This window comes from Butyrivibrio sp. (assembly GCF_017940685.1).
Taxonomy (GTDB): Bacteria; Bacillota; Clostridia; order Lachnospirales; family Lachnospiraceae; genus Butyrivibrio.
In genome coordinates this window covers 16,070-41,049 of sequence record NZ_JAGAYD010000045.1, presented here as the reverse complement: position 1 = coordinate 41,049, position 24,980 = coordinate 16,070, and the positions used below count along the sequence as shown (strand labels likewise).

Genomic DNA, 24,980 nt, shown 5'->3' with positions numbered 1-24,980 from the left:
GTCTGCAATATAATGCTGTTATTCTGTTATCATGAAGCTGCTCAAACATAATACCTCTCCTTTCCGCAGCTTCATACGGAACTCATTTATGTCATTATACCAAAGAATGCAATTTATGCGTCACAATCCATATAAAACTGCTCACACAAATCTCCATTGGTTGCATAGATGAAAAACCGGATACCATGGATGTTTTAGGTCCATTGATATCCGGAAATTCTTAACTACTATATATTTTGAATCTATGATTCATGAGGTAAAAATACTGTGACTCCGATAGCTGCTGCTCCTATGGCAAAGATGATCCAGTCCCACATACAGCTTCCAATTATGGCCAGAGCAAGCATTATAACTATATCCACACACTCTGTGCCGATAAGGAGCTTTTTCTTGTCCTCATGTCTGCGAAGCAGCAGTGCAAGTATCTCTCCTATCAGCGCTGCGGCCAGGATAAACCAGTGCATGAAGCAGTTATGTTTTTCGCTTACCGGCTCTGCCATATCTGGAGAGTCTGTATAAACAAGTGCATATGTAGAGAAGTATCTGGAGCTGATGGTTATGGTATCGGGCTCTTCATCCAGGTCAAAGAGCATCGTAACTGCTCCCTCATGACTCCTTAGGATATAGAATATCCTTCCGTCTGCCTGCAGACCCTTATCAATATCCAGTGTGATCTCTATGTCATCGTAAAGCGTTGTCAGGTATTCCCAGTCCCCGTTGCCTACGCTCTTCATTACACTAAGGTCATAATAGGTCCCGGGGATAAGCTCTTTATCTGCTATAGTGGTAAGAGCAGCCTCTATCTGCTCTCTGTCTGCCTCAGGAACATCCTCTGATATCAGCGTTACCACGAGCCTGATCCATACAGTTTCACCACTGGATACTGCATTTATATCATCCTGTGTAAGGACTGCCCTCATGATGGACTCCGTATCACCCACGATACTTCCGGAGTAGTTGGTCCTTGTCCCATCCTTGTCCTCCACATCGACACTAATGATCACTGTACCGTTGCCGTAATCAGTTTTGCGCTCCTCATTAAAGTAAATGCGCTCACCATCAAAAGTTTGGGTAGGAACTGTCACGCCGGTTCCGCCATCAGGCTTTCTGTCCGTATCCTGAGTGTCTAAAATATCATCATCCGGGGCATTTGCAGAATCCGCATCATAAGAGGAGGTAATATCATCAGACTTTTTGTCTGTATTCCTGCCACTGTTGCCCGGTTCCCCAGCCTTGGGGTTATTGTTTTTTGTATCATCAGCAGCTTTCTTATTATCGGTGCTTCCTTTATCAGACGGTTTATTGCCGCTGCCGGAAGGATTACCACCGTTATCATCGGACGAACCGCCTCCGGAACCACCAGAGCCGCCCGAACCACCTGAGCCTCCAGAATCGCCACCGCTCTTGATGGTAAAGCTTAAGGTGCTTGTATTACCTGCTGTGTCCGTTGCCGTGATGTTATAGGTACCGGCTCCGGATATGGTCTGGGTATAGGTATTTCCAGAAACAGGCTTTGACTCTCCGTTTACAGTGACAGAGGCAAGGCCGCTGATGTCGGATACGGAAAGATTGATGGTAGTGCCTCCTCCATAGCTTGCACCATTAGTTGCTCCTGAAATAACCGGTGGCTCATCGGGGACTATGATTATATCAAGTGTACTTACCGCACTGTTATTATGATTGCTGTCTCCTTCTATATAGTAGCTCACTCTATATGTACCAACTTCTTTAGCATATGGCAGGGTGTCTGAAAAGTCTGTCTCACCAAAGCCGCTCTGCGGTACTGCTGCGCCGGGTTCTGATCCTATAGCCTCTACCTTGTATTTAATAGTACCGTCATTTGTCGTACCTCTATTTATAAGGGTCCATGTATTGTCGTTATAGTAGAGATCACTTTTGGCAGAGGGATTTACAGTATAAACCGGGTCTGCCTTATCTATTCTGAGAACACCCGTTTCGTATGTAATGGTGTAATTATCCGTCACATTATTTCCGCTGGCATCCTTAATAACTGCCATGGATGGTGTCACGGTACCGTTTGTTGTGACATTGGTGCTGCTAGCAGTATATTTGATACTGGTTATGGTATGGCCACTATTAAGGGCTCCAGATGTAACAGATACCTTGGACACATCACTTGGGATTGTCTCTCCATAAGTAATAGTCCTGTCAGCCGCCTTGATTGTGATAGGGATTCCATTAATAGTAAAGGTCCCAGTTTCATATTTAAAGCTGTAATTGCCGGAAGTTTCGGTTGCGTTTGATGGTGTAATGATATATGTTCCGGAACCGTCTCCGCGTTCTCTGCCTAAAGAATAAGATAGTCCTGTACTTACTGCATCATCACCATCCGCAAAGCCCGTGACTGTGGCAGTAAGCTCGGGCTCAGCCGCTCCGTAGCTTATTGATTTATCATCAGCTTTAATCGTAAGTTCTCTCTTGGATATCTCATAATCAACCGAGGCTGTAACATTTCCTGTTCCACCACCACTGACAGCTACATTGCTCAGGGTGATACTTGCGGTATATTTACCTACAGCCGTTGGAGGAGTCGTGCTTTCGTCATAGATCGTACCATCCCTGCCCACATATTTAATGTCTGTATCTGCAATATTCAGACCTGTTGCGGTTTTGAAGGCATCAAGGTTCGTCAGGGTTGCAGATGCACTTTCAGTTCCGCCGTAGGTGGTAAGCGCAGGCTTAGTGATAGTCAGGCTTATCGTATGATTGCCGTTACCATCATTCAGCGTACAATGTTCATCACCATTTGAGCAGGTAGCTGTGATCTTGTTCGCCTCATTACCTGTTCCGGCTTCATAGGTAAAGTCGTGAGAGTGTTTTACTATCTCTACTTCACCAGAATTGTTTAATATTACAACATATCCATCATCACAGGTAAAAAATGTGGAGGGATCAACTATCTGACCATCAACCTGATTATTTGTTCCATAGCCTGTTGTGATAACGCCCGTACCGTCTCCGGTTCCAATACGGACACATATGCTCGCACCGTTTTGAAGTGCCCCGTTTACATTGATTTTCTTATTGTTTGTGATATATATACCATCACTGACCACAGGATTACCACTCAGATTAAGTATTCCACCGCTATAATCAATGCCATGCTTATCATCAGAACCATTTCCTGATATAGAACCACCTGTAAGAGTAAGAGTTCCATTAAGAAGCTTTATACCAACCTCATCATTATCCTTTATCTGCCCTCCTACTAATATGACTGTTGGTGGAGATTCTCCACTCATTCCACTCGAATTCATTTGGATGCCTAATTTGTTGTTAGATATTATTCCTCCCTCTATTGTAACCGTACCATAATAAGTATATATACCATAATTCAAATTTTGGATATTTCCACCATACAAATTGAATATATGAACAGTGTCATCTCTTCCGTTTGTTGCAACCCCGACACCAAACGCCGATGTACTCCTAATCGTACCACTATACATATTTACGGAGCCCCCAAAGATATTAATGGCTACACCAGATGACGTTGTTCTTTCTATCTTACCAGATTGCCCTGCGAACAAATTTATACTTCCATTACTTATAACCAGTTGATTTATTGTTTTGTCCACAAGGCATATATTTGATGTTCCGGTTCTATCCTTTGTTAAAGATAAACTATTAGTATTAATATAATAATTTCCACCGTCTAGATTTACATTGTTATTCGTTATCGAGGTCCATCCGCTATGGTCACCGTCACATGTTGTAACATGATTAGCAGCCAGAGCAGTCGAACCACACCAAAACAAATCAAACACCACTGCTAAAGCAACCACAATGCTAAGCAATACTTTTCTGCCGCCCTTAAACCTTCTTGTATAAAAAAAGCCGGAGAAAAAGCTCTCCTGCTTTTCCCTCCGGCTTATGTTATATTTCGCACGATCCTTATCTACACCAAAAGAAGCAGAGTCACCGCTCTGCTCTACGCTACGCTGGCTGGCTGGCTGGCAAAATTGTGTCCTATCTTCATCTGTGTGTCAAGTTCTTTTCGGTGATTCTTTGAAAACAAATTCATTGGTATAATGTCTCGCTTTCAATGATTTCATAAAACTAATGCCATACGTAATGTGTATCGGTACTTTTTTTCAATATCATGCCTTATTGCGCTTTCTGCGGTGCGAGGAGGGCAAGGACATATTCTTTTGCGACATGAAAATTTTCGACAATCTTTGAAATAATGTCGTTATCACTTGCTCCCATAATTCTCATACCCTTAATCGCACCAGTAACTTCTTTCTTCATATTGTTATCTTCCATCGCTTTACACAAGGGTTATCTTTAGTGGCGGACTGTATTCTACGACACAAACACTCAGAAAATCACATTTTCTACATGCGATACACAATTCTGTGTCCACCACGTCTCCTCCTATGATTAATAGTATTAAAAACAAATGACACTGTCAAACGAAAGTAGCTATACCACTTCTTCAATCACCCAAATTTGCTTCGATTTCTTCTATCGTAGGCAGAGAACTTTTATAGCCTTCAGGCATGAATTTAGTAATATCATACTCCGATATTCCCATAGGCTGACTACTTGCTTCTAACGCATATTGAGCCTTGATGTTATCTTTGGATTTACATATTATCAATCCTAACGTTGGACCATCTATTTCGCCCTTAAGAGTATGGTTGACAGCAACCATATATGTTCCAAGCTGTCCCATATCTCTTGAATTAAACTCTTCAACTTTTACCTCTACAACAACATAGCAATGAAGTTTTATGTTGTAAAAAAGCATATCCACATAATTTTCGGTATCACCAATCTTAAGCAACATTTCACGGCCTACAAATGCGAACCCGTTTCCAAGCTCAAGTAAAAATTTTGTAATGTTGTCCATAAGAGCATCTTTCAGCTCTTTTTCATCGTATCTTTCTCTTAATGTCAAAAAGTCAAAGTTATACGGATCTTTTGTTATTGCCTGTGCCAAATCGCTTTCTGTAGCTGGCAATGTCTGCTGAAAGTTTGTTATGGCTTTCCCCTGTCTCTCAAATAGGTCTGTATCAAGAAAATTGAGTAATACTGCTCTCGACCAGTTATTCTCTATAGTTTTCTTCACATAGAATAATGCCTTATCTTTATTATTCCTGCACTTATCAATAATTACTTTGTTGTGTCCCCACGGAATACTAAAAATCCCAGTATTACGCAAGTCCCCAACTTGGGGACTGCTGTTATTTTCGGAGTCCTCAACTTGAGGACTTGAATACATCTCGTAATAATACTGCATATATTTCAGATTTGTAACAGAAAAAGACTTTATTCCAGGGAACATATCAATAAGGTCATTACTGAGAGTTTTATAGAATGCATTTCCGCCAAAGCTGTCCTGTTTCCAAATATATATTTTGCTGCCAAGCCAAAAATAAAAGTCAAGCATCTCATTGTTTACCTTCATTGATGCCTTGATCTGACTTTGCCTGAATCTACTTCCAATCTCCTTGAGTAATTCCTTGTATTCCACCATTTTTTCTTCATTTGATAGTAAATCTGCCATAATTTCTACTGGTAAAAACTCCTTCTAATTCAGTTATTTACATCTGATCTCGACAACATAATTCCAGGATGTTGTCGTAATCCTTTTTCTTGCCATTATATACCCCAAATCAAAGCAAAAAGCCCGGTTGGTAATCCAATCGGACTTGATTTTGCTCTAGTTTTCTGATTTTATAGATGCCCGCCATCTTGCCTCGCGGCACGGATTAACCTATCAGTAAAAGGTTTTGATGGTCTCCTGATAACGACACGCGCCACATTAAGCCATCTCGGAGTTCGAGTTTTTACACTGTCAGAACCAGTGGGAGAAGCTCCTTATCTCCATAAAGGTGAGCACGCTCATCTGGCAACTAAAATATAACATGTGAGGTGGCAAATATCAATATGATAGCGCGACAATTTTATATATCTTTCACATGTAGTTCTAATTCCAGATACCATGACCTCATTCCTTTTCATAAAAAACACACCGGTGTTATAAACCGATGTGTCATGAATTCGTATGAAGCTGCAAACCGCTTATTTACAACACTATTAATTGGTGCGCTTACGGAAACTTGAACCCTTAATCCCCATGTTTTCCACCACAAATAGTATATTCAGGCATACATTTACAACTGTCATGATCACAGTTGTTATATCTATCAGCTTCTTTTTCTCATCCAACTGGAAAAGCGTAATCATATACAGTGTAAGAAGATGCGCAGGTGCACCGATGGCAAATGAAAAGAGATAATCCTTATTTTTCCCTATTCACAACCTTTAAGAATGCTGTGCTAACAACTGAGTAAATGATATAAGTGATTAGTGTTCCAAAACATACATCAGACAGAAAATGATTTGTCATGTGTATTCTGTTATATCCGTAAAGAACAACAAAACATGCTGCAAGGACAAAACAGAACATATTTTTAAACTCTGAACGCTTCTTGAGTACATCAGCAAGCATTGGCAGCGAAAACATCATGCTTGCTATGGTCATGTTGCCGCTGGGCCAGCTCTTAAAGCTGTCATTTGAGCCTGCGAGGTTCGGAACCATCTGCCACCAGTTCCTGAACTCCGACATAGGATCATCAAGTGTTATCAGATACTTATATCTTGGTCTCGATGCCACCTGCTTGAGCCATAGGTTTGTATTATCCGCTACAATCCCAGCTATCAGAATAGCAGCGCCTGTCATGATCAGCTTGTCAGGACTTACATCATCAAATATCCGGTAGCAGACAAATGGAACCCAAGAATATAGTATTACCCAGAATCCCCAACTTATTACAGATAGAAGTGGTGAGGAATCTCCAGCTGTGTAACCAAACAGCTCTCTTACCTTTGATCCGTTGTAATTATTGCTGTAATAAACAGCCATAAAGTATGAGATTGCCATGATCACCCACGCCAGCATTTTAAATTTGTTGCCTTTTTTCATTAGACCCTTAAAGATACACATCCCTGCTGCAGGATATAAACAGTAAGAGAAGTAAGAACCATAGGTGGAAAAAAAGGCCCCAATGTCAGTCTTGTTCGCCAGTGCTACGTTGATACTGTAATCAAAAAACGAACCCAGTATTATTCCTAAAATACAAACTGATATCACAATATATGTACATATCTTTGGAACAGCCAAAGTTTTCCTGTTATCCATTCTTCTTATCTCCTTTGATATTATATTTTTAATTACCGCTATTTATCGATAAAAAGTACCCCTAAAGTTCCAGGGCCGCAGTGGGAGGAAACAACGCCTCCTGCTCTGGTCTCAAGGATTTCATTAAATACGCCAAGGCTACTTAGATAATCTCTTACTGCCTCAACTATTTCTCTGTCGCATCCAGAGTGGGTTATGAATACTCGCTCAGGTCTTGCGTTCTTTAGGTCAGCTTCCATGTCTTTTACGTAATCAAGTATAAAGCGTTTGCTGGAACCGCGATATTTCTTTTCTGGATGCATGGCGCCATCTGCTACTGCGATACGTGGATGAAGCTTTAATGCAGTTCCAAGAAGAGCGGCCACTCCAGAGCAGCGCCCTCCTCTGTGGAGATATACTAGGGTATCCACCACAAAACTTGCGCGTACTTTGCCTTTGGTATTCTCTATTTCCTGGACTATCTCTTTGGCAGACTTTCCTGCTTTTTTAAGTTCAGCTGCATATAGTACCAACAGGCCAATACCAGTGGAAAGATTTGCAGAATCGATAACATAGACTCTGTCAGACATTTCAAGATTCTCAGCTGCAAGCCGCACATTGTTGAAGCTTGCAGACATTGAAGACGAGATTGTAAAAATGATGTATTCATCGCCGCTGTCAGGATCCAGATATTTTGAGATGTCCTCAATGCTGGGAGCAGCTGTCTTTGGAGTCTCTCCGTGCTCATCAGACCATTTATAGAGTTCTTCAGGAGAAATGTTTACACCATCTTGGTATTCCTCATCCCCCAATCTTACGTAAAGAGGAATAATACCAAGATCATATCTCTCAACCAGTTCCTTTGAAAGATCGCACGTACTATCTGATAGAATTTTAATCATTGTCTGTATCTCCCTGTAGCAAATTCTAAAGTATATTTCTATTTTGTGGCTTTAATCTCACCTTTTTCAACAAGCCTAAAAAACGCATCGACTACTTCAGGACTAAGCTGAGTTCCTGAAGCTTCCCGAATTATAGATATTGCCTTATCAAAATCCAGGCGCTTGCGATATTGCCTGTCGGAATACATTGCATCAAAAGCATCTGCCACGGCAATAATGCGGGCAACCTCGGGAATTGCATCACCGGAAAGCCCGTTGGGATAGCCATTTCCGTCATACCTTTCGTGATGACCCAGAGCACCTACTGCAAGCTCAGGTACAATGCTGATATCTTTAAGCACCTCATATCCCTTTAAAGTGTGAGATTTGATCAGGTCATATTCTTCATCTGTAAGTTTCCCTGGCTTATTCAGCACAGCCTTGGGAATTCCAACCTTACCTACATCATGGAGAAGCCCGATTCTATAATATTTTTCTACTGTTTCAGCATCATATCCCATCTCTTTTGCGATCAGAGCTGTATATTTTGCTACTCTCACTGAGTGACCGTTGGTATATGGATCCTTCATATCTATGACTTTGGCAAAAGCTTCTGAGATCTCAGATGCAAATACAGCACTCTCCCGCTGCTTTTTCTGCAAAGAATCGATATGATCCCTATATAGATAGATTCCCATAAATGCAGTAAATAAAAGCACGCCAAGGCGGGTAAAGGTTAAGCTTCCGTAGCTCTGCATAAAATGAAAACGGAGCATATCGATCACAGCTCCAAGTATGCAGGCGAATAGACCCCATTCCACGCTGCGAAGCAGTGTCTGCTTGATCTGTCCGCGGCGAACAGCCCTGAAAACCAGTATTGATGACAGCAGAAAACTAACCAATATCATAAGTTGCGAAATATTAACAAGATGATAATAGTCTGATGTACCGCTCAGGGTCAGCCCTATTTGAAGGAAAACATTTAAAAGACATGCTGCAAACATGCCGGACAACAGCCTTGGATGAGATTCCCCGGTTGTACTTGAAAAAAATGAAAGCGCAGGAAATGGTATAAGAGCAAGACACAAATATTCTGCAACTCTTACGATGTCAGGGCGAGCAGTCAGCACCTGAAGAAACAGCGTATCATTAAAGCCGATAAATCCGATCATTACACAGGATATTCCAAAGGATATGAAATCAATTCCTGTTGATTTCATGACGATCTGGCCTGTAACTCCTGCTATAACAAACAAGATCCCGATAATAATAGTTGTTGAACCCTGTCCAAATGAAAAGAGATTTCTTTTAAATACACCTGTCATGTACTGCCCGGCTTCACTTATAGCTATGTCATTTACGGCTGCCGATATATTTGTGAATACCGGTTCAAGCTCCAGTCTTAAAAATGAGCTCCCCTCCGGGATTGCAATAGTATGGTACTGCATACCATATGAAGCACCTAATTGCCTTGGCATCACAGGCTCATAATCGTAGATCATCCCATTGGATGCATATACTTTAAAATTGGTATCAATAGATTTGAAACAGATTGCCTTGCCATCAACGTTCTTATTGCTGATGTCCAGCGTCACAGACTGTTTCCCCGGGGCAAGATCATATAGATCAACTACCTGTCCGTTTTCATCGATCCAACCATCATTAATGTCCCAGAGCATTGTGGTATCAGTATTTACTTTAAAATTGCCCGAAGCGACAGAAAGTAATACAAAAAGCAAAAGGATCAGGACGCAGACGGCCTGCGCTATGCTTAAATGGGCTAATTCAGTTCTTTTTTTCATTGTCATTCTTTCTTCAAATATGCTTAAAGCATTATCCATATTATGCTATACTTTTTTTCGGCGTGAAATTTTAGCCGGGGAGTATGTGATATGGGAAATAAAAAGTTCTTTTTAAATATATTATCGTTAATAATTATAACAGTATCAATTTGTGGATGCACCAATAAGTCAGAAAACGCTTCTATTGTAGAGCCTTCAGCTGATGAGGTTTCCATAAGTGAGGCTGTTAGTAGCGAAGTTTCTGCCTCTGAAGATTCTTCCACTGATCTGAACAGTGAATACTACATGAACAAGCCCTTTGATAATCCAGAGGCTGGCCGTGCACCAGCAATTCCAGGAAACGGCAAACATTTTGTGAAGTTCGATGGAAAAATCTATTTCAGGATTCCGGAAAAATATGCAATGAAAGAAGCTGCTCTTTGGGGCGACTATGATGTAGTCTTGGCAGATAATTCATGTACTATTGCCTCTTTTGATGAGGGTACAGGTGAAATTGTCAGCCTTTTTCGAGATTCATCTTATGGTCCGATCACTATTTCAGGCGGGCGGTTCATTTTCTCCGAAAGTAAGGATGGAGAGGAAATGCCTGTAGAGTCAGTATCTTTAGACGGATCAGATAGACGTTCTCTTCCAGGGACTAAAGTCTATGGCACTCTTCCATCTGGGGAATATTTTGTGACAGGTGCATATGAATCAGATCATAAGTTACATTTGTACATCTGTGATCCAAATGGAGAAAGCAAAGAGATCCAGAATTCATCAGAGATCTTCTACTATGCCGGAATAGGCGGTGATCATCTCTTTTGCGTAACCAAGGCTGAAAGCAGCAGCTATGGACGACTTTGCGGATATGATCTTAATACAGGAAAAGAGATAATATACGGCGATTTCCCACAGATTGTAAAATATGCGGACTATTCAGCCGAGCCTGAGTATCTGGCTGTACAAGATGGCCTGGTTCTTGTTCAGATGTCTGTTTACGAAGGATCCGGTCATTTCTACGCAGGCTGCAAGCACTTTAGAGCGACCTGCGACAAGCCAGGGTCTCTTGAAGAGACTTTTCCGGCGGGAGCCCCAGGTAATTTCAATTCTGATGACCTTAAGAGCCCTGTTGTATACGTTCCGAATCCAAACACAGCCGGCAGATTCATCTATGCTGAAGGAGTACCAAGAACATGTGGTGTGGATGATGAAGGTAACGTGGGTTATTTTGATGATTATGGCTTTTTTAAGCCAGTGGCTTCTTACTATGGCTATACGCTTTTTGACAACTATGAAGACCGCGCCATAACTGAAATCTGTGAACTTGTTGATGACAATATATATGTTGTGAGAAACCATGAAGAATATGTTCCTGAAGCCTGCGTAGGATGGCGCGACGCCTATAGAAGATATGAGACCAGGATTGAGAAGATCAACATAAATAAGAAAGATGTCTTTTCACTGGCCCACATTATTTCGGACCCGCTAAAGGATTTGGTAGCAGATGATATTCTGACAGAATTTCGCGCTACTACTCCGATAAAAAGTTTTATTGCAACCAGTGAGGAGGCACAGGCTCTGGGCTTTTGGGTGCAGGATACCATTGGAAAAGAAAATTTCCCTGAAGACATCAGGGAAATGGGCGTTGGTATAGGAAATCGTTACGAATTCTGCTTTGGAACAGATACTAGTAACAATTTTGATGATAATATTCCGCGCATGTATAAGACATACTATGCCCTCAAGGAGTACTACACCACTGGCGGCAAGTGGGGTAAAGATTTCTACGATTCCCTCATGGAAGAGAATGAGTATTTTGGTAATGGTAACCCTGAAAACATAAACAACCTGTATTTGGAACTGCAGAATTTCATAACTGCCTGCAACAACATCGTTCGCAGGCAGAAATAGTAAAAAGCTTATGGAAAAATTAAGAGAATCTCAGATTAAAAATTCATTACTGCTCCTTCTTGCTTCGGTGGTCTGGGGACTGGCGTTTGTGGCACAGTCTGTAGCCGGCAGCAATATAGGAACCTTCACTTTTAACGGAATCCGCTTCATCATTGGCGGAATCTGCCTTTTGCCTTTTCTAAGAGGACATAATGTAAGGCCCAGTAAGATCCCACCTAATAAGCTACTTGGTGGTGTGATATGTGGTCTTGCACTTTTTCTTGCATCCACATTTCAGCAGGCGGGAATAGCTCTTGGTGCCACCGCTGGACAGGCAGGATTTTTGACAGCCTGCTATATCGTGCTGGTGCCAATACTAGGTCTTTTCATCGGAAGAAAGTGCAGCTTTCTTGTATGGCCTGCCGTGGCAATAGCGCTGGTTGGCCTCTATCTTCTGTGTGATCCCCTGGCTGGGATGGGCTTTTCGATTTCCACTGCAGATCTTGCGCTTTTATGCTGCGCTCTTTTGTTCTCAATCCAGATCTTGTGCGTTGATCACTACGCTCCCAGGATGAGCCCTGTAGCGCTGGCCTGCGTCCAGTTTTTTGTAAGCGGCGCAGTTTCGCTGGTTGCTGCGATCTTTTTTGACTTTATGCCAGATCCATCTGCCTGGATTAACAGCCTTTTAGAGCCTACTTCCTGGATTGCTATCCTCTATACCGGAATATTCTCAAGTGCTGTGGGCTACACCCTTCAGGCTGTTGGTCAGCGCGACTTAAATCCGGCCCTTGCATCCCTGATCATGAGCCTTGAATCTGTGTTTTCAACGCTTTTTGGCTGGCTCATCCTGCATCAGACCATGACAGGAAAAGAGATCACAGGGTGCCTTCTTATCTTTTCAGCAGTTATCCTTGCTCAGATTCCCACGAAAAAAGCTCAGTCCGGTGCATAAGCATCAGACTGAGCTATTTTTTTGTAATTACACAGGTCAGAACATACTCATGATATTGCCTACAAAAGATTCCTGCGATCATTATCTTTTTGAGCATAGTAATCACGTTTATATGCGTACATGTTCTTATCTGCCTGGATCACAATGGATTTGATATCCTTCATATCCTGATTGGTAGCATATCCATAGGAGATCGAAATGTCGGTGATGATCTCACCTTTATAGTTTGACATGAGCTTTTTCATCTCTTCTATTCTTCTGAGAGTTTCATCGCTTGATTCTTCTGAAATGACACAGAATTCATCTCCACCTGTGCGATAAAGCGACTCTATTCCCCAAAAGGCTGAAGCTATGCATTTAGCAGCAGCCACAATAAGCTCATCTCCTGCCTCGTGTCCAAGAGTATCGTTAACATTTTTAAGTCCGTTTATATCAAGGATGACAACGCTAAGGTGCTCTGGAAGGTTCATTGCAAGGGCCTTTAATTTTGTATCATAGGCGCGTCTGTTACGAAGCCCTGTCATCTCGTCGTGGTTGGCATATCTTGCCTGCTTTTCCGCCAGCTCTTTTGCAGATTCCTCATATATAAAGCGCTCGCTTCGCTCTTTGTTGATGGCATGACCAATAAGTATCCCTGCTAAAGAAAAGATGATAAGGTTTACAAGGCCCCAGGAATAAATGTCAGGCTCAATAATATTCACACCAAACACTGCATATACAATGATAGTGATAAATAGCATCAAAAAATCTGTGATAGAATTCTTGATAAAACATGTGGGAGTAATGATCACGAAAGCGATCATCGACGCAGTTCTTACATCCGGCTGACAAAACGCTATTCCTATGCCTGCGCCTAAGACGGACATCAAAAGCACACCTATGGTAGGATTTAATAACCATGGCATCTTCTTAACCATGAATAATGACACAATTATCGTTGCAATACTGAGCAGTAATGCAACTACATATACTATGCGGCATGCGAGATATGCATCTGAACTAAAGGACATTATCAGGCTGAATATCCAAAAGAGTGAAGCGCAAAATCCTCCTGAAACGGCAATCCTGCGGTTATCTTCTCCTATAACATCTGATACCCGCTGATATTGATCTCTTGTAAGCCCCATATAAAACAATGAATTGAATATTTTTTCAGATGTTTGCATGAATTCTGTTACTCCTCTGGAATAATGAATAAAAATGCATATAATACAGTCTTCTTTATTATTATAATATAGTAAAGTGTCTTGTCAGACAATAAGCATATCGATATTAGTTCAATTCCTTCATGTACCTGTCCATATCCTCTGCAATCTGCTTGGATACAGCAACTGCGGCTACAACGGTCTTTGCACCCGTGACCACATCTCCTGATGCAAAAACACCTGGAAGTGAAGTCTCGCCATGGGAATCTGTAGCCAGATTTCCATTTTCGTTGAGTTTAAGGTTCTTTTCACGGGTAACAATGCGGTCCTGTGGAACCTGCGAGATTGCGACGATAACGCTGTCTGCCGGAACCAGGTTCTCTTTTCCTTCAGCATCTCTAAATACGGGGCCTTCATCCTCAATTCTGACAATTGCTTTTTTGTACTCAAACTTAACACCGTCAACCTTGGCATATTCAAACTCTTCTGGGGAAGCGCTGACTTCCTCGCCTCTTACATAGACAACAACCTCTCTGGAGCCATGTCTGATAGCCGTCCTTGCCACATCCATTGCTGCATTTCCAGCGCCGATTATAACAACCCTATCCCCCAGCTCGTATACATCTGGATTGTTAAGATAGTTTATGGCGTAAAAGACATTTCCAAAGGTCTCACCCGGAACTCCCAACTTTCTTGGCCTCCAGGCACCTGTACCAATGAAAACACTCTTATATCCGTCTTCTAAAAGATCTCGGATTCCAGTTGAACCACCAATGGAGAAATTAGGTCTGAATTTAATCCCAAGTTCACGCATCTTCTTGTAGTATCTGTCCAGAATCGATTTAGGTAATCTAAATTCAGGAATACCGTAGCGCAGTATTCCGCCAATTTTGTCGTGGGTTTCAAATACGGTGATGGAATAACCCTTAAGCGCAAGGATTATCGCAATGGTTATCCCGGCTGGGCCAGCACCAATGACTGCAGCCTTCATTCCATTTGAAGGTGCAGGAGTAAGATCAAGTCTCTCGAAACAAGAGTCAGAAATATAGTTTTCTATTGACGAAATATGTATGGGCTCCCCTTTTATACCCCTTACGCAATTTCCTTCACACTGATTTCCGTGGTTGCACACAAGTGAACATATCATGGAAAGCGGATTGTTCTCAAAAAGCATTTCTGCCGCTTCCATCATGCGGTTTTCCTTGAAAAGACGTATCATCTCAGGAATGTTTGTGTGAATTGGACATCCATTTTCCCTGCATCTTGGGTTAGGACACTGTAAACAGCGATTGGCTTCATCGATTACGTGCACAGACATATATTGCTCCTCCACTTATCCGAGTATTTAGTACATGCTCCATTTATATCATGCGCACATATTCAATTGTAAGCGTTTACATTAGCAAAAATATGGAATATGTTGAACTCGATGTCACGCCTTACTCTTGCGCAAAAAAGCTACAATCATAAGTATGTAACATATGGTCTTTGGCAGCATCAGCATTCCCAGCATGGGAACGAGCCCTGCAAACACTGCAACGGGAATGTAAAAAAGAAATGACAGCAGTATGAATATCCACATAGAGCGGAATGTTTTATCCTGTGTTCTTTTTATATAATATATATAACATATAGCAGCTCCCAGGATTACAAACGGGATGTTTCTGATGATGCCCCAGGCCATGCTGCTTTCATTCTGAAACCACCCATTTTGTGGGAACAGGCACAGTATGATCCTTACTGCACAGAGTCCCCATATTGCCATCGTCAGGGCCTTGTTTTCCTCACACTTATACACCCTCATCCACAGATAATAGATAAGTACGTAAAAAACAGTCATGGTTATTGAAGTTACCAGCTTGCCAGCCCCAAGTGCAACGGTAAAATCACCATTCACAAAATAATTAAGCACTCTTGGCACAAGATGTAACGCATCGCCAAGCCCCAGTATCAGTGCGGCAACCCCCATGATCTTTCCCGTAGTATCCTTGGATCTTTTAAGGATGATACAGCCGCTTATTATGGCAAACAACAGGTAACAGATATCAAATAAAGACTCTCCGTATTTCATCATGTCCCTCCATTATGTTTAGTACCTTTTTTCACCAGCTCCATGTAATCTTTATAACTGATGGGCTCTCCGCCCATGCTCTCAAGATGATCAGTGTGAAACTGGCAATCTATGAGGAGATAGCCATTTTCATTAAGTATCTGGGCAAGGCCAATTAGTGCCAGTTTCGAGCCATTCTCAATATCGGAGTACATGCTCTCTCCAAAAAAGCATTTTCCCAGGTTCACTCCGTAGAGGCCCCCTGACAATTGCCCGTCTATATAAGCTTCAACGCTTAGAGCAAGGCCCTTACCTGCAAGCTCTGCGTAGGCTCTTTCCATATCAGTTGTTATCCAAGTACCTTCCTCTGTGGTCTCTCTCTTTTCCCTGCACCTGTGCATCGTATGGGAGAAATCCCTGTTGAGCTCCACCTTTACATCGTGCTTTCTCATGAATTTCTTCATGGAGTGGGATACGTGGATGTTCTCTGGCCTTATGATATAGCGTTCCTTCGGACACCACCATAAAATGGGGTCTCCCTCATTGTACCATGGGAATATCCCATTGGAATAGGCAAGTACAAGCCTTTCCGTGGACAAAGTCCCGCCTATGGCCAGAAGTCCGTCCTCCCTTGCAAGGGTTGGCAGTGGAAAAGATATCTGATTGTCATCAAGTTTGTACACAGGCATGTAGGATCACTTCCTTGCGACTTTTGAGGATTCTATGGTGAATTCCCTGTTTCTGGCTGAAAGCTTTATCTTTCCGCCGTTTTTAAGCTTTCCAAATAGAATCTCATCAACAAACAGCGGTTTAATGTCGTTTCTTATGATCCTGTCGATCTCTCTTGCTCCAAATTCCTGGCTTACGCCCCTGTCCTTTAACAGGTCTTTAGCTTTTTTATCAGCAGAAAGAGTGATCTTCTTTAAAAGAAGCTGCGCTGACAGCTCTTTTAGCTTCTTATCAACGACTCTTTTCGCCATATCATCATCCATGCTGTTAAAGACAACTACCTTGTTGAGCCTGTTTCTGAACTCAGGCTGGAAGGTGTTCTTGACTGCCTCTGTCAGCACGCTTTCATCCTGGTTTGTGCTGATAAATCCGATGCCGCTCTTACCAAGCCTGTTAGCACCTGCATTTGAAGTCATGATGATAATGACATTCCGAAAATCAGCTTTCCTGCCCTGGTTGTCGGTCAGAGTTGCATAATCCATAACCTGCAAAAGCACGTTGTAGATGTCAGCGTGAGCCTTCTCAATCTCGTCAAGAAGCAGTACGCAGGATGGATTTTTCCTGATGGCTTCAGTGAGGATTCCACCCTCCTCATAGCCAACGTAACCTGCAGGAGAACCGATAAGCTTGGCTACCGCATGCTTTTCGCCGTATTCACTCATATCGAACCTGATCAGTTTAACTCCAAGCTCCTCAGAGAGAGTCCTTGCTATCTCAGTCTTACCAACACCTGTTGGTCCCACGAACAGAAGGCTGGCAAGGGGCTTTCCGTCTTCGATAAGTCCTGCCTTTGAGAACTTCACGGCATTTACCACCTGGCTTATAGCCTCATCCTGGCCAAAAATCTTTGTTTTTATGCGCTCTTCCAACGTCTCAAGTCCTGCGGCATCATCTGTATCCACAGTTTCGATAGGAACTCTGCAGACGCCGGTAAGGATCTCATTTATCACGTCTTTATCTACGATCTGGACCTTTTTATCTGTTGGATGAAGCTTTCTGTAGGAACCTGCCTCATCAATAAGATCGATGGCTTTATCCGGCAAAAAGCGCTCATTTATGTACTTGGCGCTCATCTTCACAGCGTATTCCATGATACCCTTGCCGTACTTTACGCCGTGGTACTTCTCATATTTGGATTTAAGGCCGTTTAAAATTGCCACAGTCTCTTCTTCAGTTGGTTCCTTTATCTCGACATTCTGGAACCTGCGGACAAGGGACTTATTCTTTTCAAAATATTTCTTGTATTCCTCAAAGGTAGTGGCTCCGATGAACCTGATATGCCCGTCAGTCAAATAGGGCTTAAGCATGTTTGATGCGTCAAAAGAGCCTTCTCCAACTGCACCTGCTCCTGAGAGATTGTGGATCTCATCGATGTAAATGATGGGCTTTTCCTCTTTGCCGATCTCTGAAAGGACCTTCTTAAATCTCTTTTCAAAGTCGCCTCTGTACTGGGTTCCTGCCAGCATTCCGCCAAGATCAAGGGAAAAGACCTTTGCGCCCTTTAGGGCATCCGGAACATCCCCGGATTTAAGGCGCTCCACAAGGCCATAGGTTATGGCAGTCTTTCCAACGCCCGTCTCTCCGATATGAAGAGGATTATTCTTATCTTTTCTGCAGAGGATCTGAATGGTGCGCTCAAGCTCTTTTTCCCTGCCAATAAGAGGGTTTACGTCCCTTAATGTGTCATTGAGGCATGGGGCAAAAAGGCTGATCCCTGCCTTGTCCTCTTTGGGCTTGAGGTTTCCATCCACGTCCTCAGAAATCTCTTCATTTTCTGATTCTATAATGGCCATTTCCTGCAGCACGTCAGCTTCGCTGATATCCTGCTGTTCCATGTAGTAGACTGCATAGCTGTTTTCCAGGTTCCAGATGGCGTGAACAAGGTGCCGAACGTAGATCTGGTCGCTTCCACTACTGTAGGCGCTCTGTCCCGCAAAGCTTATGACAAAATTGGTTCCAATGGACAGCTCCGGCTGGCCGTTTTCAGCCTTATCCACGTATTCTCTAATATATTTCCGGAGATTACCATCAAGGATACTTAGGTCTCCGCCGCACTCCCTGAAGGCCTCCGCAAAGGTATCATCGTCAAGGATCATTAAAAGAACGATCTCAGGAGTGACATATTCATAGCTGTTCTCGCTTGCAAACGCTACCGCTTTCTGAAAAACCTCTGAAGCTTCTCTTGAAAGATCCATATTATGCCTCCTCCACTGTCATTCTGAAGGGAAATCCCTCTTTTTTTGCTCTCGCAAGGGCCTTGTTGACCCTGGTCACTGCGATATCGTAAGGGTATCTTCCCACAACAGCCTGTCCATTCTTATGAACACCAAGCATGATAGCCTCTGCGCTCACCGGGTCCTTGTGAAAAATGTCCACCAGAACTGAAACAACAAACTCCATGGTGGTGAAATCGTCGTTTATCATGATCACGTTATACTGCCGTGGCTCTTTTATCCTGCTAAATGTCTTTTCCTTGGTCTGACTTCCTGTGGCCATAGGTAATGCCTCCTGGATTAATGTGCATCTGCAAGCAATGTCATCTGGCAGATGAAAAACACTTTTCTTCATTCTAGCATAAATTTATAAATCACATGCCACAGTCGCATCGTATCATCTCCTCCTTCCTATTTTTCAAGCTTAAACAGTTTTGTCGTTATGTTTGAAACCACAACCGACAATACAACTCCTGCAATGATCACAACTATCAAACTCCACATTGGGCTTGCAGCCATAAGTCCCTCTGCATAGCCGGCAGGCATCTCTTCTATTGCGCACTCGTATGTGTAATCCCTGTTAAACCAGATCTGTCCATAGTAGCCAAAACTGGAGAAGGTCATAATCACTGTACTTATCACATCCCCTGTCCAGTTATACTTGAAAATTGTACGTATCGCCTCTGCAAGAATTACTATCACTACAATCGGAATAACATGCCATGCCACAGCATCTCCTATCAAAACAAGTAACAGGATCATTGCCACTCCCAGACAAACGGCCACTCCCGGTGCCTTTACTTTTCCGAATGCATAAATGATGATCCCTGAAAGTAGGATTCCGGCCGTAATCTGGTAGCACACAAATAGTATTGGCGTTATCGCACCCGTAACACATACAATTGCTGTTCCAACTGCATACAGAACTGCGTAAAGCAGCGTCCATAACGTTTTCTTTTTTGTCCATTCTTTCATAATGAGGTTCCTCCCTGTAAGTTAATATTTTGTGTTAGTATTAACTAACACCTATAACTAAGAAAGTCCCGGTTTCCCGGGATCTTTCAATGTTACCTGTATGTTTTATAAATCAGTTCGGCAAATACAAAGCAAAGTAAGCTTCCAATAAGCATGAGCCATATAAACAGCAACTCACTTTCGCCTATGTAATATCCATATATTAATCCAAGCATGCTTACAACCATTCCCAGAATGCCTCCCAGGACAAGTGCACCAAAGCCTCTTAAAAGCCTCACTCTAGGAAGTTTTCTATCCAGCTTCGCGAATCTTTCGGAAACAAGCTCTGCTATTCCGATCATCATTAAAACTGCCGGCAATACTGCAATAACCATGATTCCTGATAATCCCCGGGAAGAAATGAAGTCAGATTTTATGGAAAAGCACCTTGCAAGACAGAAAATATAAATAATCCATCCCACATTACCTGGAATGTCATAAGCAATCCATCTTGCATTCGAAATTTCCGTTACGTAGATCCTGTCTTTACATGGTTTCCAGGGAATACAGCGATTTACTTTAGTCTTATATATCTCATATTCAGCGCCATACAACTCTGAAAGCCACTTCTCTTCTGAGTTAATGAGCGTGATTGTCATAATAATCCAGTTAATAAACGGCAACACAAGCATCCATACGTTGTGCCACATAAGCGTGATACCGGCGAATGCGATCCACCAGCCACTGTACATAGGGTTCCTGACCCATGCATATATCCCATCTGTCTTAAGCTTATTGCTTTCAATGTTATTATCCATATCGGAGCGAAGTGCGCCGACAAACCAAATGACAATCCCGGATATTATCAATACGGCTCCTGCTATTCTAAAAATAAGTATCCATGGAGAGTTCAAAACTCCAATCTTAAGCACATACCCAAAAAGGATAATCCCTATCAGCGTCAGAGCACCCATTCCAAAAACCATATATGGCCCTACGCCAAACAGAGGAAGCTTCTGTCCTTTTTTATTATAGTTTCGTAACATTTCTTATCTTTACTCCCTTAAAACGGCTTATATTATTTTTTACACTTAAAAAATGCCATTGAGCCATCTATGTGGCATTCCACTTCAGAATACAGTTTATGAAGGACGTTATGAAGGCTCTCCTCAGTCAGAAATGGCGGTGTAAACCATCCTTTTTTTGTAAGTATCCTTCTTACCAGCCAATCTGTTCGCTTTGATTTCCCTTTAATATAGAAGCAGCCAATAAAGCTTCCACCTTTCTTCAGAACACGGTTCGTTTCAAGAAAAGCCTTTTTCTTATCAGGAAAAGCATGAAAACCATTCATACTAAGGACTGTATCGAAGCTCGCATCTTCAAATGGCAACTTTCCCACATCACCCTGCACAAATGAAATATTTTCATAGTAGTTCAATCTGTCTTTAGCTTTATCCAGCATGTCTTCGCTGTAATCAAGACAGATGATCTCTGCTTTTTTCAAGCCCTTCCATTTCTTTTCCGTAAATACAGCAGTTCCTACCGGAACATCCAAAAGCCTTCCATCAAAGTCATCAGGTATGTAAGACAGAACCTTTTCTGCAATTTCATTATCGTCCGTTCCGCTCCAGAAGAAACGTATATATAACCTGCTAAAAACGCTTCCCTGAGTTAAGACATCATCATAAATGTTTTTCGACGTATGATACGCACTCTTAATCCTGTCAGTTACCTGCTCAGTTTCTTTTGACATTCATTTTCCCCTCTCATCCCTTAAACTCTATCTTTACGATGATCATTTTTACCAGTCTGTCACAGAAGTGGATCATCAGTTTATGAAGGAAGCTCACATCTTTGTAGATGTCCCTGTAACCACGCATATAGCTCTTTGCGGACACATCTGCAAAATCATCAGACCATTTCTTCAGCTCATCCTTGTCCTCTAATGAGAAAAATGTGCTAACATCGGCTATTCCAGCTTCCTTAAGCCAGGTTTTTGTCATCATCTTTGCTCCACGCCTGTTACAGCTGTCGAAAACAATAACGGCTCCCGGAAATCTCTTAGCCATTTTCTGAAACAAAGCTTTCACATCATCGGTTTTAAAGTAATAAAACACGCCAGATGCAAAAAAGACTGCTCCACACTTTGCATCAATCTCATCCATCCAAGTTTCATCATTAAGATCATATGCAAGATTTCTTTCCCTGTCACTTTCCGGAAGGAGCTGATTTCTGACGGCGATCACATCGGACATATCGATATTATACCCTTTGCATGTCCCGTTATCACACTTACGAAAGGTATCATCTAGGCCACATCCCAGATTTACAACGGCTGCATTCGGATTTTTCTTCAAATAATCCTTTACTTCCCAGGCAAGATCATACTGTCTTTGTGCAACTTCCAACGCGCCAAAAAGTCCTACCGCGCTTTCCATCTTCTTGCCTTTCTCTGCAAAGTCATAATCCAGCATACTGCAAATGCGCTCTGCTTCTGGATCTTTGAACAATTCAGGAAAGTGTTCTGAGCATACCTTTCTGCCATACAAGGGAATGATCAAGGTCTCTTGTACGGTGTTCTTCTCAATGTGATATTTGCGCTCACCTTGATGTAAAATGTCCATCTCACGCCTCCATGAATCTTTCTATTTCTTTCACGTATTCTTCAGTTTTATCTGCCATATATCCACAGTGCGCATATCCCTTTCTGATCTTCATATCAGCTTTGGGCATATACACAGGAATCGATTTCTTTGAATACTTAAGATCAAAGTCTTTCTCACCAAAATCAAGGTGAAGTTTCTTTTGCTCGGCGTCTGTTAACTTGCGAAGATTATAATGACAACATGCGTGACATATCGCATCAATATCCTCCGGGGTAATCCTTTCAAAGTTCCTGGTCATCATCTTTGCGAAGTCATAACCGTACATCTTCACAAGGCTTTCAGATGCTTCCACATGCGTTTTTTCAAGCTTCTTTTTCCTATTTCTGAAGAGTTTTTTCATAAACCATTCAGCGAATCCCGCATTTTCTGCAAGAGCAACACCATCAAACCAGGCGCGTTCCACTTTAAAATCTGAATCAAGAAATAGCCTATAAGCCACAGCTACACCAAGCGATGCTCCATAAGCAAGCTTTATGTCCCTGATTCCTTTCTCCATAAGGTATTTTTTTAGGCAATCATATTCTTCATCCGCACTCACATAAGCACCTGACTTGCCATGTCCACCCTGATCCGGAGCGATGATATGATATGCTTTTGTAAAATACGGAGACAACAGCTCATACAGATCAGAACCGGATACCATCATAGGAGCAAGAAGAATCACAACCGGATATTCTTTATTTCCATATTCATTTATGTACATGTCAATTCGCCTCTTTCTTTTTTGTCAGGCATAGAGCACAAACAAGATATAATACAAGCCATCCGAAAGATTCAGATCCCGAATCCAGTCCCTCAGATATCAGATTAAGCAAATTTCCAAAGAGAATTCCAAATACAGGGCAGCATATGATCATCCACTTCTTTACTGGTATCATTCCCTTCAAAACCATTCCGATCCATCCTATAGCAACAAAAAGGTCGCATACCAAAAATCCAGTAGCCAAAGGCACCAATTCGCTCTTCAGTACCCTGACCGTCATTCCAACAGCAGTGGGGATATCTCCGGTAGCCTCCATACCTGCATTAAACACAACCGGCAAGATGCATATACCTATATGGATAAAGGCGAAATAAAGGATTCCTCCCCAATTGGCAATTTTAAACAGCTTATAAAGCTTGGAATCTTTAAGGTCATATTCTGTTTCCATTACCTTCAATAATTCTGTAGCGGCATAAGCAAACATAGCCGCACACAAAAAGCCGAGAACAGACGATACCGCATATCTCCAGTCAGGAGCCACATTCCAGGATAAGCCCATATATGCATCAGGATCCGAGGATGTACCAATCGTTCCATATCCAAGCAGATAATCTCCTATTATGGCAAGTACCATAGCATAACAACCAAAAAGGATTCTTTGTTTAGACTTCATCATTTACCTCCCGCCTAAGCTAATTATGAAATTGCGGTGCATAGCCATGCCACCAAGGCAGAGACCGCCGGAAACACGATAAATAGTTTTATCAGCTGACTCTTTATATTAAATCCATACTTTCTGTTCTGACTTACGCCTTCTATTTCCGGAAAATAAAACTGAAAGAAGTGAAACTTCATAAGCAGAAAATAGTCAAAGCAGATCATGTCATAGATTTTATATATAGTGAGGATCAATTCAAATCTCAAAAAGAACTGCCAGAAAGAATACTCACTTCTAAGTCCGTCCCATATGGTGATCACACACGAACCGATGATCATAAGAAAACTAAATACCATGAGAATCCAGCCTGTGGCCCTGGCACCATAAAAAAGTTCTTTATCTCTTGGTTTTATCACTTCCCTGAATTCTTTTGGTGCTGCCGAAAACATCTTTTTATCCTGGATAAATACAACGGCAGCAAACATCATGATTGTAATTGCTGCACATGTTACTATTGCTAAAAACAAAGTCAATAACATATCTATTTCTCCGAAATCATTCTCTTATGAGGTCATACATCCTACTTTCTTGCAATAACTGTTATCCACGGCTTGCTCTTATGGTGATCTGACTTAACCTTACTAAATCCGGCGTCTTTCAGTGCTCCTTCTATTTCCTCTACGGTATGGCATCTCATACCATCGATTATCTTCTCGAATTTAAGGCTGGTCTCATCCGTGCCATCAGACTCATTTACTATCATAAATGTTCCGCCCGGCTTTAAAACCTTGGCCACCTGTGCAAAGCACTCCTTAAGCCCCGGCCAAAAATATATGGTTTCAAATGCTGTGGCAAGGTCATACTTTCCCTCTGGTAGTGTCAAAGCTGAAACGTCTCCTTGTTTTACTTCACAGCGCCCTCTCTTTATTGCCTCTGAATTATATTCAGTTGCTTTGCTTACTGACACTTCGGAATAATCAATCGCTGTTACATGTGATGATGGATACTTCTTAAGAAGTTCTCCGGCATTTCTTCCACCTCCGCATCCTATCTCAACTATTTCCTCGGGTGCTATGGTTTTAAGATGTGACATGCCCCAATCTGCCATCTTGGCATGTCCTCCATTCATCCCGTTTACCATCATTTTTCCAAGAATACCTTCAGGTTTTCTTGTTTGACGAACAAAGCTCTTAAATAGTCCCATT

At 42.1% G+C, this 24,980-nt stretch carries 22 protein-coding genes; 2 read left to right on the top strand and 20 right to left on the bottom strand.

Translation table 11 applies throughout. From position 1 onward, the window contains the following. Window positions 1–242: 242 nt before the first annotated feature. The 6 genes from J6I68_RS03390 to J6I68_RS03365 all read right to left on the bottom strand — a co-directional run bounded on the left by J6I68_RS03390 (window position 243) and on the right by J6I68_RS03365 (window position 9,833). Window positions 243–3,263 carry an MBG domain-containing protein gene (locus J6I68_RS03390; RefSeq protein WP_292217419.1) on the bottom strand — a complete coding sequence of 1,007 codons (3,021 nt, stop codon included), beginning with the start codon at window positions 3,261–3,263 and terminating at the stop codon, window positions 243–245. Between the two features lie 865 nt (window positions 3,264–4,128). Further along, on the bottom strand, window positions 4,129–4,272 hold the full coding sequence (locus tag J6I68_RS03385; RefSeq protein ID WP_292217417.1) for a hypothetical protein: 144 nt from the start codon (window positions 4,270–4,272) through the stop codon (window positions 4,129–4,131). Window positions 4,273–4,459: 187 nt separating this feature from the next. Next, window positions 4,460–5,533: a PDDEXK nuclease domain-containing protein gene (locus J6I68_RS03380; protein WP_292217415.1), complete on the bottom strand. Its 1,074-nt coding sequence runs from the start codon at window positions 5,531–5,533 to the stop codon at window positions 4,460–4,462. A 738-nt stretch (window positions 5,534–6,271) separates the two neighbouring features. Continuing rightward, window positions 6,272–7,171 carry a phosphatase PAP2 family protein gene (locus tag J6I68_RS03375; RefSeq protein WP_292217412.1) on the bottom strand — a complete coding sequence of 300 codons (900 nt, stop codon included), beginning with the start codon at window positions 7,169–7,171 and terminating at the stop codon, window positions 6,272–6,274. Window positions 7,172–7,209: 38 nt separating this feature from the next. Further along, window positions 7,210–8,052 (bottom strand): DegV family protein, encoded by an 843-nt coding sequence (locus J6I68_RS03370; RefSeq protein WP_292217411.1) that lies wholly within the window; start codon window positions 8,050–8,052, stop codon window positions 7,210–7,212. 38 nt (window positions 8,053–8,090) lie between these two features. Continuing rightward, on the bottom strand, window positions 8,091–9,833 hold the full coding sequence (locus tag J6I68_RS03365; protein WP_292217409.1) for an HD-GYP domain-containing protein: 1,743 nt from the start codon (window positions 9,831–9,833) through the stop codon (window positions 8,091–8,093). A 90-nt stretch (window positions 9,834–9,923) separates the two neighbouring features. Between J6I68_RS03365 and J6I68_RS03360 the strand changes: the two genes are divergently transcribed. Both J6I68_RS03360 and J6I68_RS03355 read left to right on the top strand, forming a co-directional pair. Then, the gene (locus J6I68_RS03360; protein WP_292217406.1) at window positions 9,924–11,726 is read left to right on the top strand and encodes a hypothetical protein; all 1,803 of its coding nucleotides are present in this window, start codon (window positions 9,924–9,926) and stop codon (window positions 11,724–11,726) included. A gap of 10 nt (window positions 11,727–11,736) precedes the next feature. Beyond that, window positions 11,737–12,657: a DMT family transporter gene (locus J6I68_RS03355; RefSeq protein ID WP_292217403.1), complete on the top strand. Its 921-nt coding sequence runs from the start codon at window positions 11,737–11,739 to the stop codon at window positions 12,655–12,657. A 59-nt stretch (window positions 12,658–12,716) separates the two neighbouring features. On the opposite strand, the gene J6I68_RS03350 is transcribed toward J6I68_RS03355, so the two are convergent. The 14 genes from J6I68_RS03350 to J6I68_RS03285 form a co-directional block, all read right to left on the bottom strand. Then, window positions 12,717–13,823 (bottom strand): GGDEF domain-containing protein, encoded by a 1,107-nt coding sequence (locus tag J6I68_RS03350; protein ID WP_292217401.1) that lies wholly within the window; start codon window positions 13,821–13,823, stop codon window positions 12,717–12,719. Between the two features lie 106 nt (window positions 13,824–13,929). Next, the gene (locus tag J6I68_RS03345) at window positions 13,930–15,120 is read right to left on the bottom strand and encodes an NAD(P)-dependent oxidoreductase (protein ID WP_292217400.1); all 1,191 of its coding nucleotides are present in this window, start codon (window positions 15,118–15,120) and stop codon (window positions 13,930–13,932) included. Window positions 15,121–15,234: 114 nt separating this feature from the next. Continuing rightward, window positions 15,235–15,873, bottom strand: coding sequence for a hypothetical protein (locus tag J6I68_RS03340; protein WP_292217399.1), 639 nt, complete (start codon window positions 15,871–15,873; stop codon window positions 15,235–15,237). After that, window positions 15,873–16,541 carry a leucyl/phenylalanyl-tRNA--protein transferase gene (gene aat / locus J6I68_RS03335; RefSeq protein WP_292217397.1) on the bottom strand — a complete coding sequence of 223 codons (669 nt, stop codon included), beginning with the start codon at window positions 16,539–16,541 and terminating at the stop codon, window positions 15,873–15,875. The genes J6I68_RS03340 and aat overlap by 1 nt, the downstream gene beginning before the upstream one ends. A 6-nt stretch (window positions 16,542–16,547) precedes the next feature. Further along, complete coding sequence (locus tag J6I68_RS03330) at window positions 16,548–18,776, bottom strand: AAA family ATPase (RefSeq protein ID WP_292217396.1); 2,229 nt, start codon at window positions 18,774–18,776, stop codon at window positions 16,548–16,550. 1 nt (window position 18,777) lies between these two features. After that, window positions 18,778–19,077: an ATP-dependent Clp protease adaptor ClpS gene (locus J6I68_RS03325; protein ID WP_292217395.1), complete on the bottom strand. Its 300-nt coding sequence runs from the start codon at window positions 19,075–19,077 to the stop codon at window positions 18,778–18,780. Window positions 19,078–19,205: 128 nt separating this feature from the next. Continuing rightward, on the bottom strand, window positions 19,206–19,769 hold the full coding sequence (locus tag J6I68_RS03320) for an MptD family putative ECF transporter S component (RefSeq protein ID WP_292217394.1): 564 nt from the start codon (window positions 19,767–19,769) through the stop codon (window positions 19,206–19,208). Window positions 19,770–19,861: 92 nt separating this feature from the next. Further along, on the bottom strand, window positions 19,862–20,794 hold the full coding sequence (locus J6I68_RS03315; protein WP_292217393.1) for a methyltransferase family protein: 933 nt from the start codon (window positions 20,792–20,794) through the stop codon (window positions 19,862–19,864). 32 nt (window positions 20,795–20,826) lie between these two features. Further along, window positions 20,827–21,501, bottom strand: a complete 675-nt coding sequence (locus J6I68_RS03310) for a class I SAM-dependent methyltransferase (RefSeq protein WP_292217390.1) — start codon at window positions 21,499–21,501, stop codon at window positions 20,827–20,829. 13 nt (window positions 21,502–21,514) lie between these two features. Then, entirely contained in the window at window positions 21,515–22,372 is an 858-nt protein-coding gene (locus J6I68_RS03305; RefSeq protein WP_292217388.1) for a class I SAM-dependent methyltransferase, read from the bottom strand. A gap of 1 nt (window position 22,373) precedes the next feature. Beyond that, entirely contained in the window at window positions 22,374–23,117 is a 744-nt protein-coding gene (locus J6I68_RS03300; RefSeq protein WP_292217387.1) for an alpha/beta fold hydrolase, read from the bottom strand. 1 nt (window position 23,118) lies between these two features. Further along, window positions 23,119–23,790, bottom strand: coding sequence for a DUF6796 family protein (locus tag J6I68_RS03295; protein ID WP_292217386.1), 672 nt, complete (start codon window positions 23,788–23,790; stop codon window positions 23,119–23,121). A gap of 23 nt (window positions 23,791–23,813) precedes the next feature. Continuing rightward, window positions 23,814–24,314, bottom strand: a complete 501-nt coding sequence (locus J6I68_RS03290) for a hypothetical protein (protein WP_292217384.1) — start codon at window positions 24,312–24,314, stop codon at window positions 23,814–23,816. Window positions 24,315–24,355: 41 nt separating this feature from the next. Next, the gene (locus tag J6I68_RS03285; RefSeq protein WP_292217381.1) at window positions 24,356–24,979 is read right to left on the bottom strand and encodes a class I SAM-dependent DNA methyltransferase; all 624 of its coding nucleotides are present in this window, start codon (window positions 24,977–24,979) and stop codon (window positions 24,356–24,358) included. Between the last annotated feature and the right edge of the window lies 1 nt (window position 24,980).

Coding starts and splice junctions, on each gene's coding strand:
- J6I68_RS03305 (WP_292217388.1), bottom strand. CDS start 22,372: ATGGACATTTTACATCAAGGTGAGCGCAAATATCACATTGAGAAGAAC.
- J6I68_RS03375 (WP_292217412.1), bottom strand. CDS start 7,171: ATGGATAACAGGAAAACTTTGGCTGTTCCAAAGATATGTACATATATT.
- J6I68_RS03345 (WP_292217400.1), bottom strand. CDS start 15,120: ATGTCTGTGCACGTAATCGATGAAGCCAATCGCTGTTTACAGTGTCCT.
- J6I68_RS03365 (WP_292217409.1), bottom strand. CDS start 9,833: ATGAAAAAAAGAACTGAATTAGCCCATTTAAGCATAGCGCAGGCCGTC.
- J6I68_RS03370 (WP_292217411.1), bottom strand. CDS start 8,052: ATGATTAAAATTCTATCAGATAGTACGTGCGATCTTTCAAAGGAACTG.
- J6I68_RS03325 (WP_292217395.1), bottom strand. CDS start 19,077: ATGGCCACAGGAAGTCAGACCAAGGAAAAGACATTTAGCAGGATAAAA.
- J6I68_RS03295 (WP_292217386.1), bottom strand. CDS start 23,790: ATGAAGTCTAAACAAAGAATCCTTTTTGGTTGTTATGCTATGGTACTT.
- J6I68_RS03360 (WP_292217406.1), top strand. CDS start 9,924: ATGGGAAATAAAAAGTTCTTTTTAAATATATTATCGTTAATAATTATA.
- J6I68_RS03300 (WP_292217387.1), bottom strand. CDS start 23,117: ATGTACATAAATGAATATGGAAATAAAGAATATCCGGTTGTGATTCTT.
- J6I68_RS03340 (WP_292217399.1), bottom strand. CDS start 15,873: ATGAAATACGGAGAGTCTTTATTTGATATCTGTTACCTGTTGTTTGCC.
- J6I68_RS03355 (WP_292217403.1), top strand. CDS start 11,737: ATGGAAAAATTAAGAGAATCTCAGATTAAAAATTCATTACTGCTCCTT.
- J6I68_RS03390 (WP_292217419.1), bottom strand. CDS start 3,263: ATGAGTGGAGAATCTCCACCAACAGTCATATTAGTAGGAGGGCAGATA.
- J6I68_RS03310 (WP_292217390.1), bottom strand. CDS start 21,501: ATGTCAAAAGAAACTGAGCAGGTAACTGACAGGATTAAGAGTGCGTAT.
- J6I68_RS03350 (WP_292217401.1), bottom strand. CDS start 13,823: ATGCAAACATCTGAAAAAATATTCAATTCATTGTTTTATATGGGGCTT.
- J6I68_RS03385 (WP_292217417.1), bottom strand. CDS start 4,272: ATGAAGAAAGAAGTTACTGGTGCGATTAAGGGTATGAGAATTATGGGA.
- J6I68_RS03320 (WP_292217394.1), bottom strand. CDS start 19,769: ATGAAAGAATGGACAAAAAAGAAAACGTTATGGACGCTGCTTTACGCA.
- J6I68_RS03285 (WP_292217381.1), bottom strand. CDS start 24,979: ATGGGACTATTTAAGAGCTTTGTTCGTCAAACAAGAAAACCTGAAGGT.
- J6I68_RS03315 (WP_292217393.1), bottom strand. CDS start 20,794: ATGTTACGAAACTATAATAAAAAAGGACAGAAGCTTCCTCTGTTTGGC.
- J6I68_RS03290 (WP_292217384.1), bottom strand. CDS start 24,314: ATGTTATTGACTTTGTTTTTAGCAATAGTAACATGTGCAGCAATTACA.
- J6I68_RS03380 (WP_292217415.1), bottom strand. CDS start 5,533: ATGGCAGATTTACTATCAAATGAAGAAAAAATGGTGGAATACAAGGAA.
- aat (WP_292217397.1), bottom strand. CDS start 16,541: ATGCCTGTGTACAAACTTGATGACAATCAGATATCTTTTCCACTGCCA.
- J6I68_RS03330 (WP_292217396.1), bottom strand. CDS start 18,776: ATGGATCTTTCAAGAGAAGCTTCAGAGGTTTTTCAGAAAGCGGTAGCG.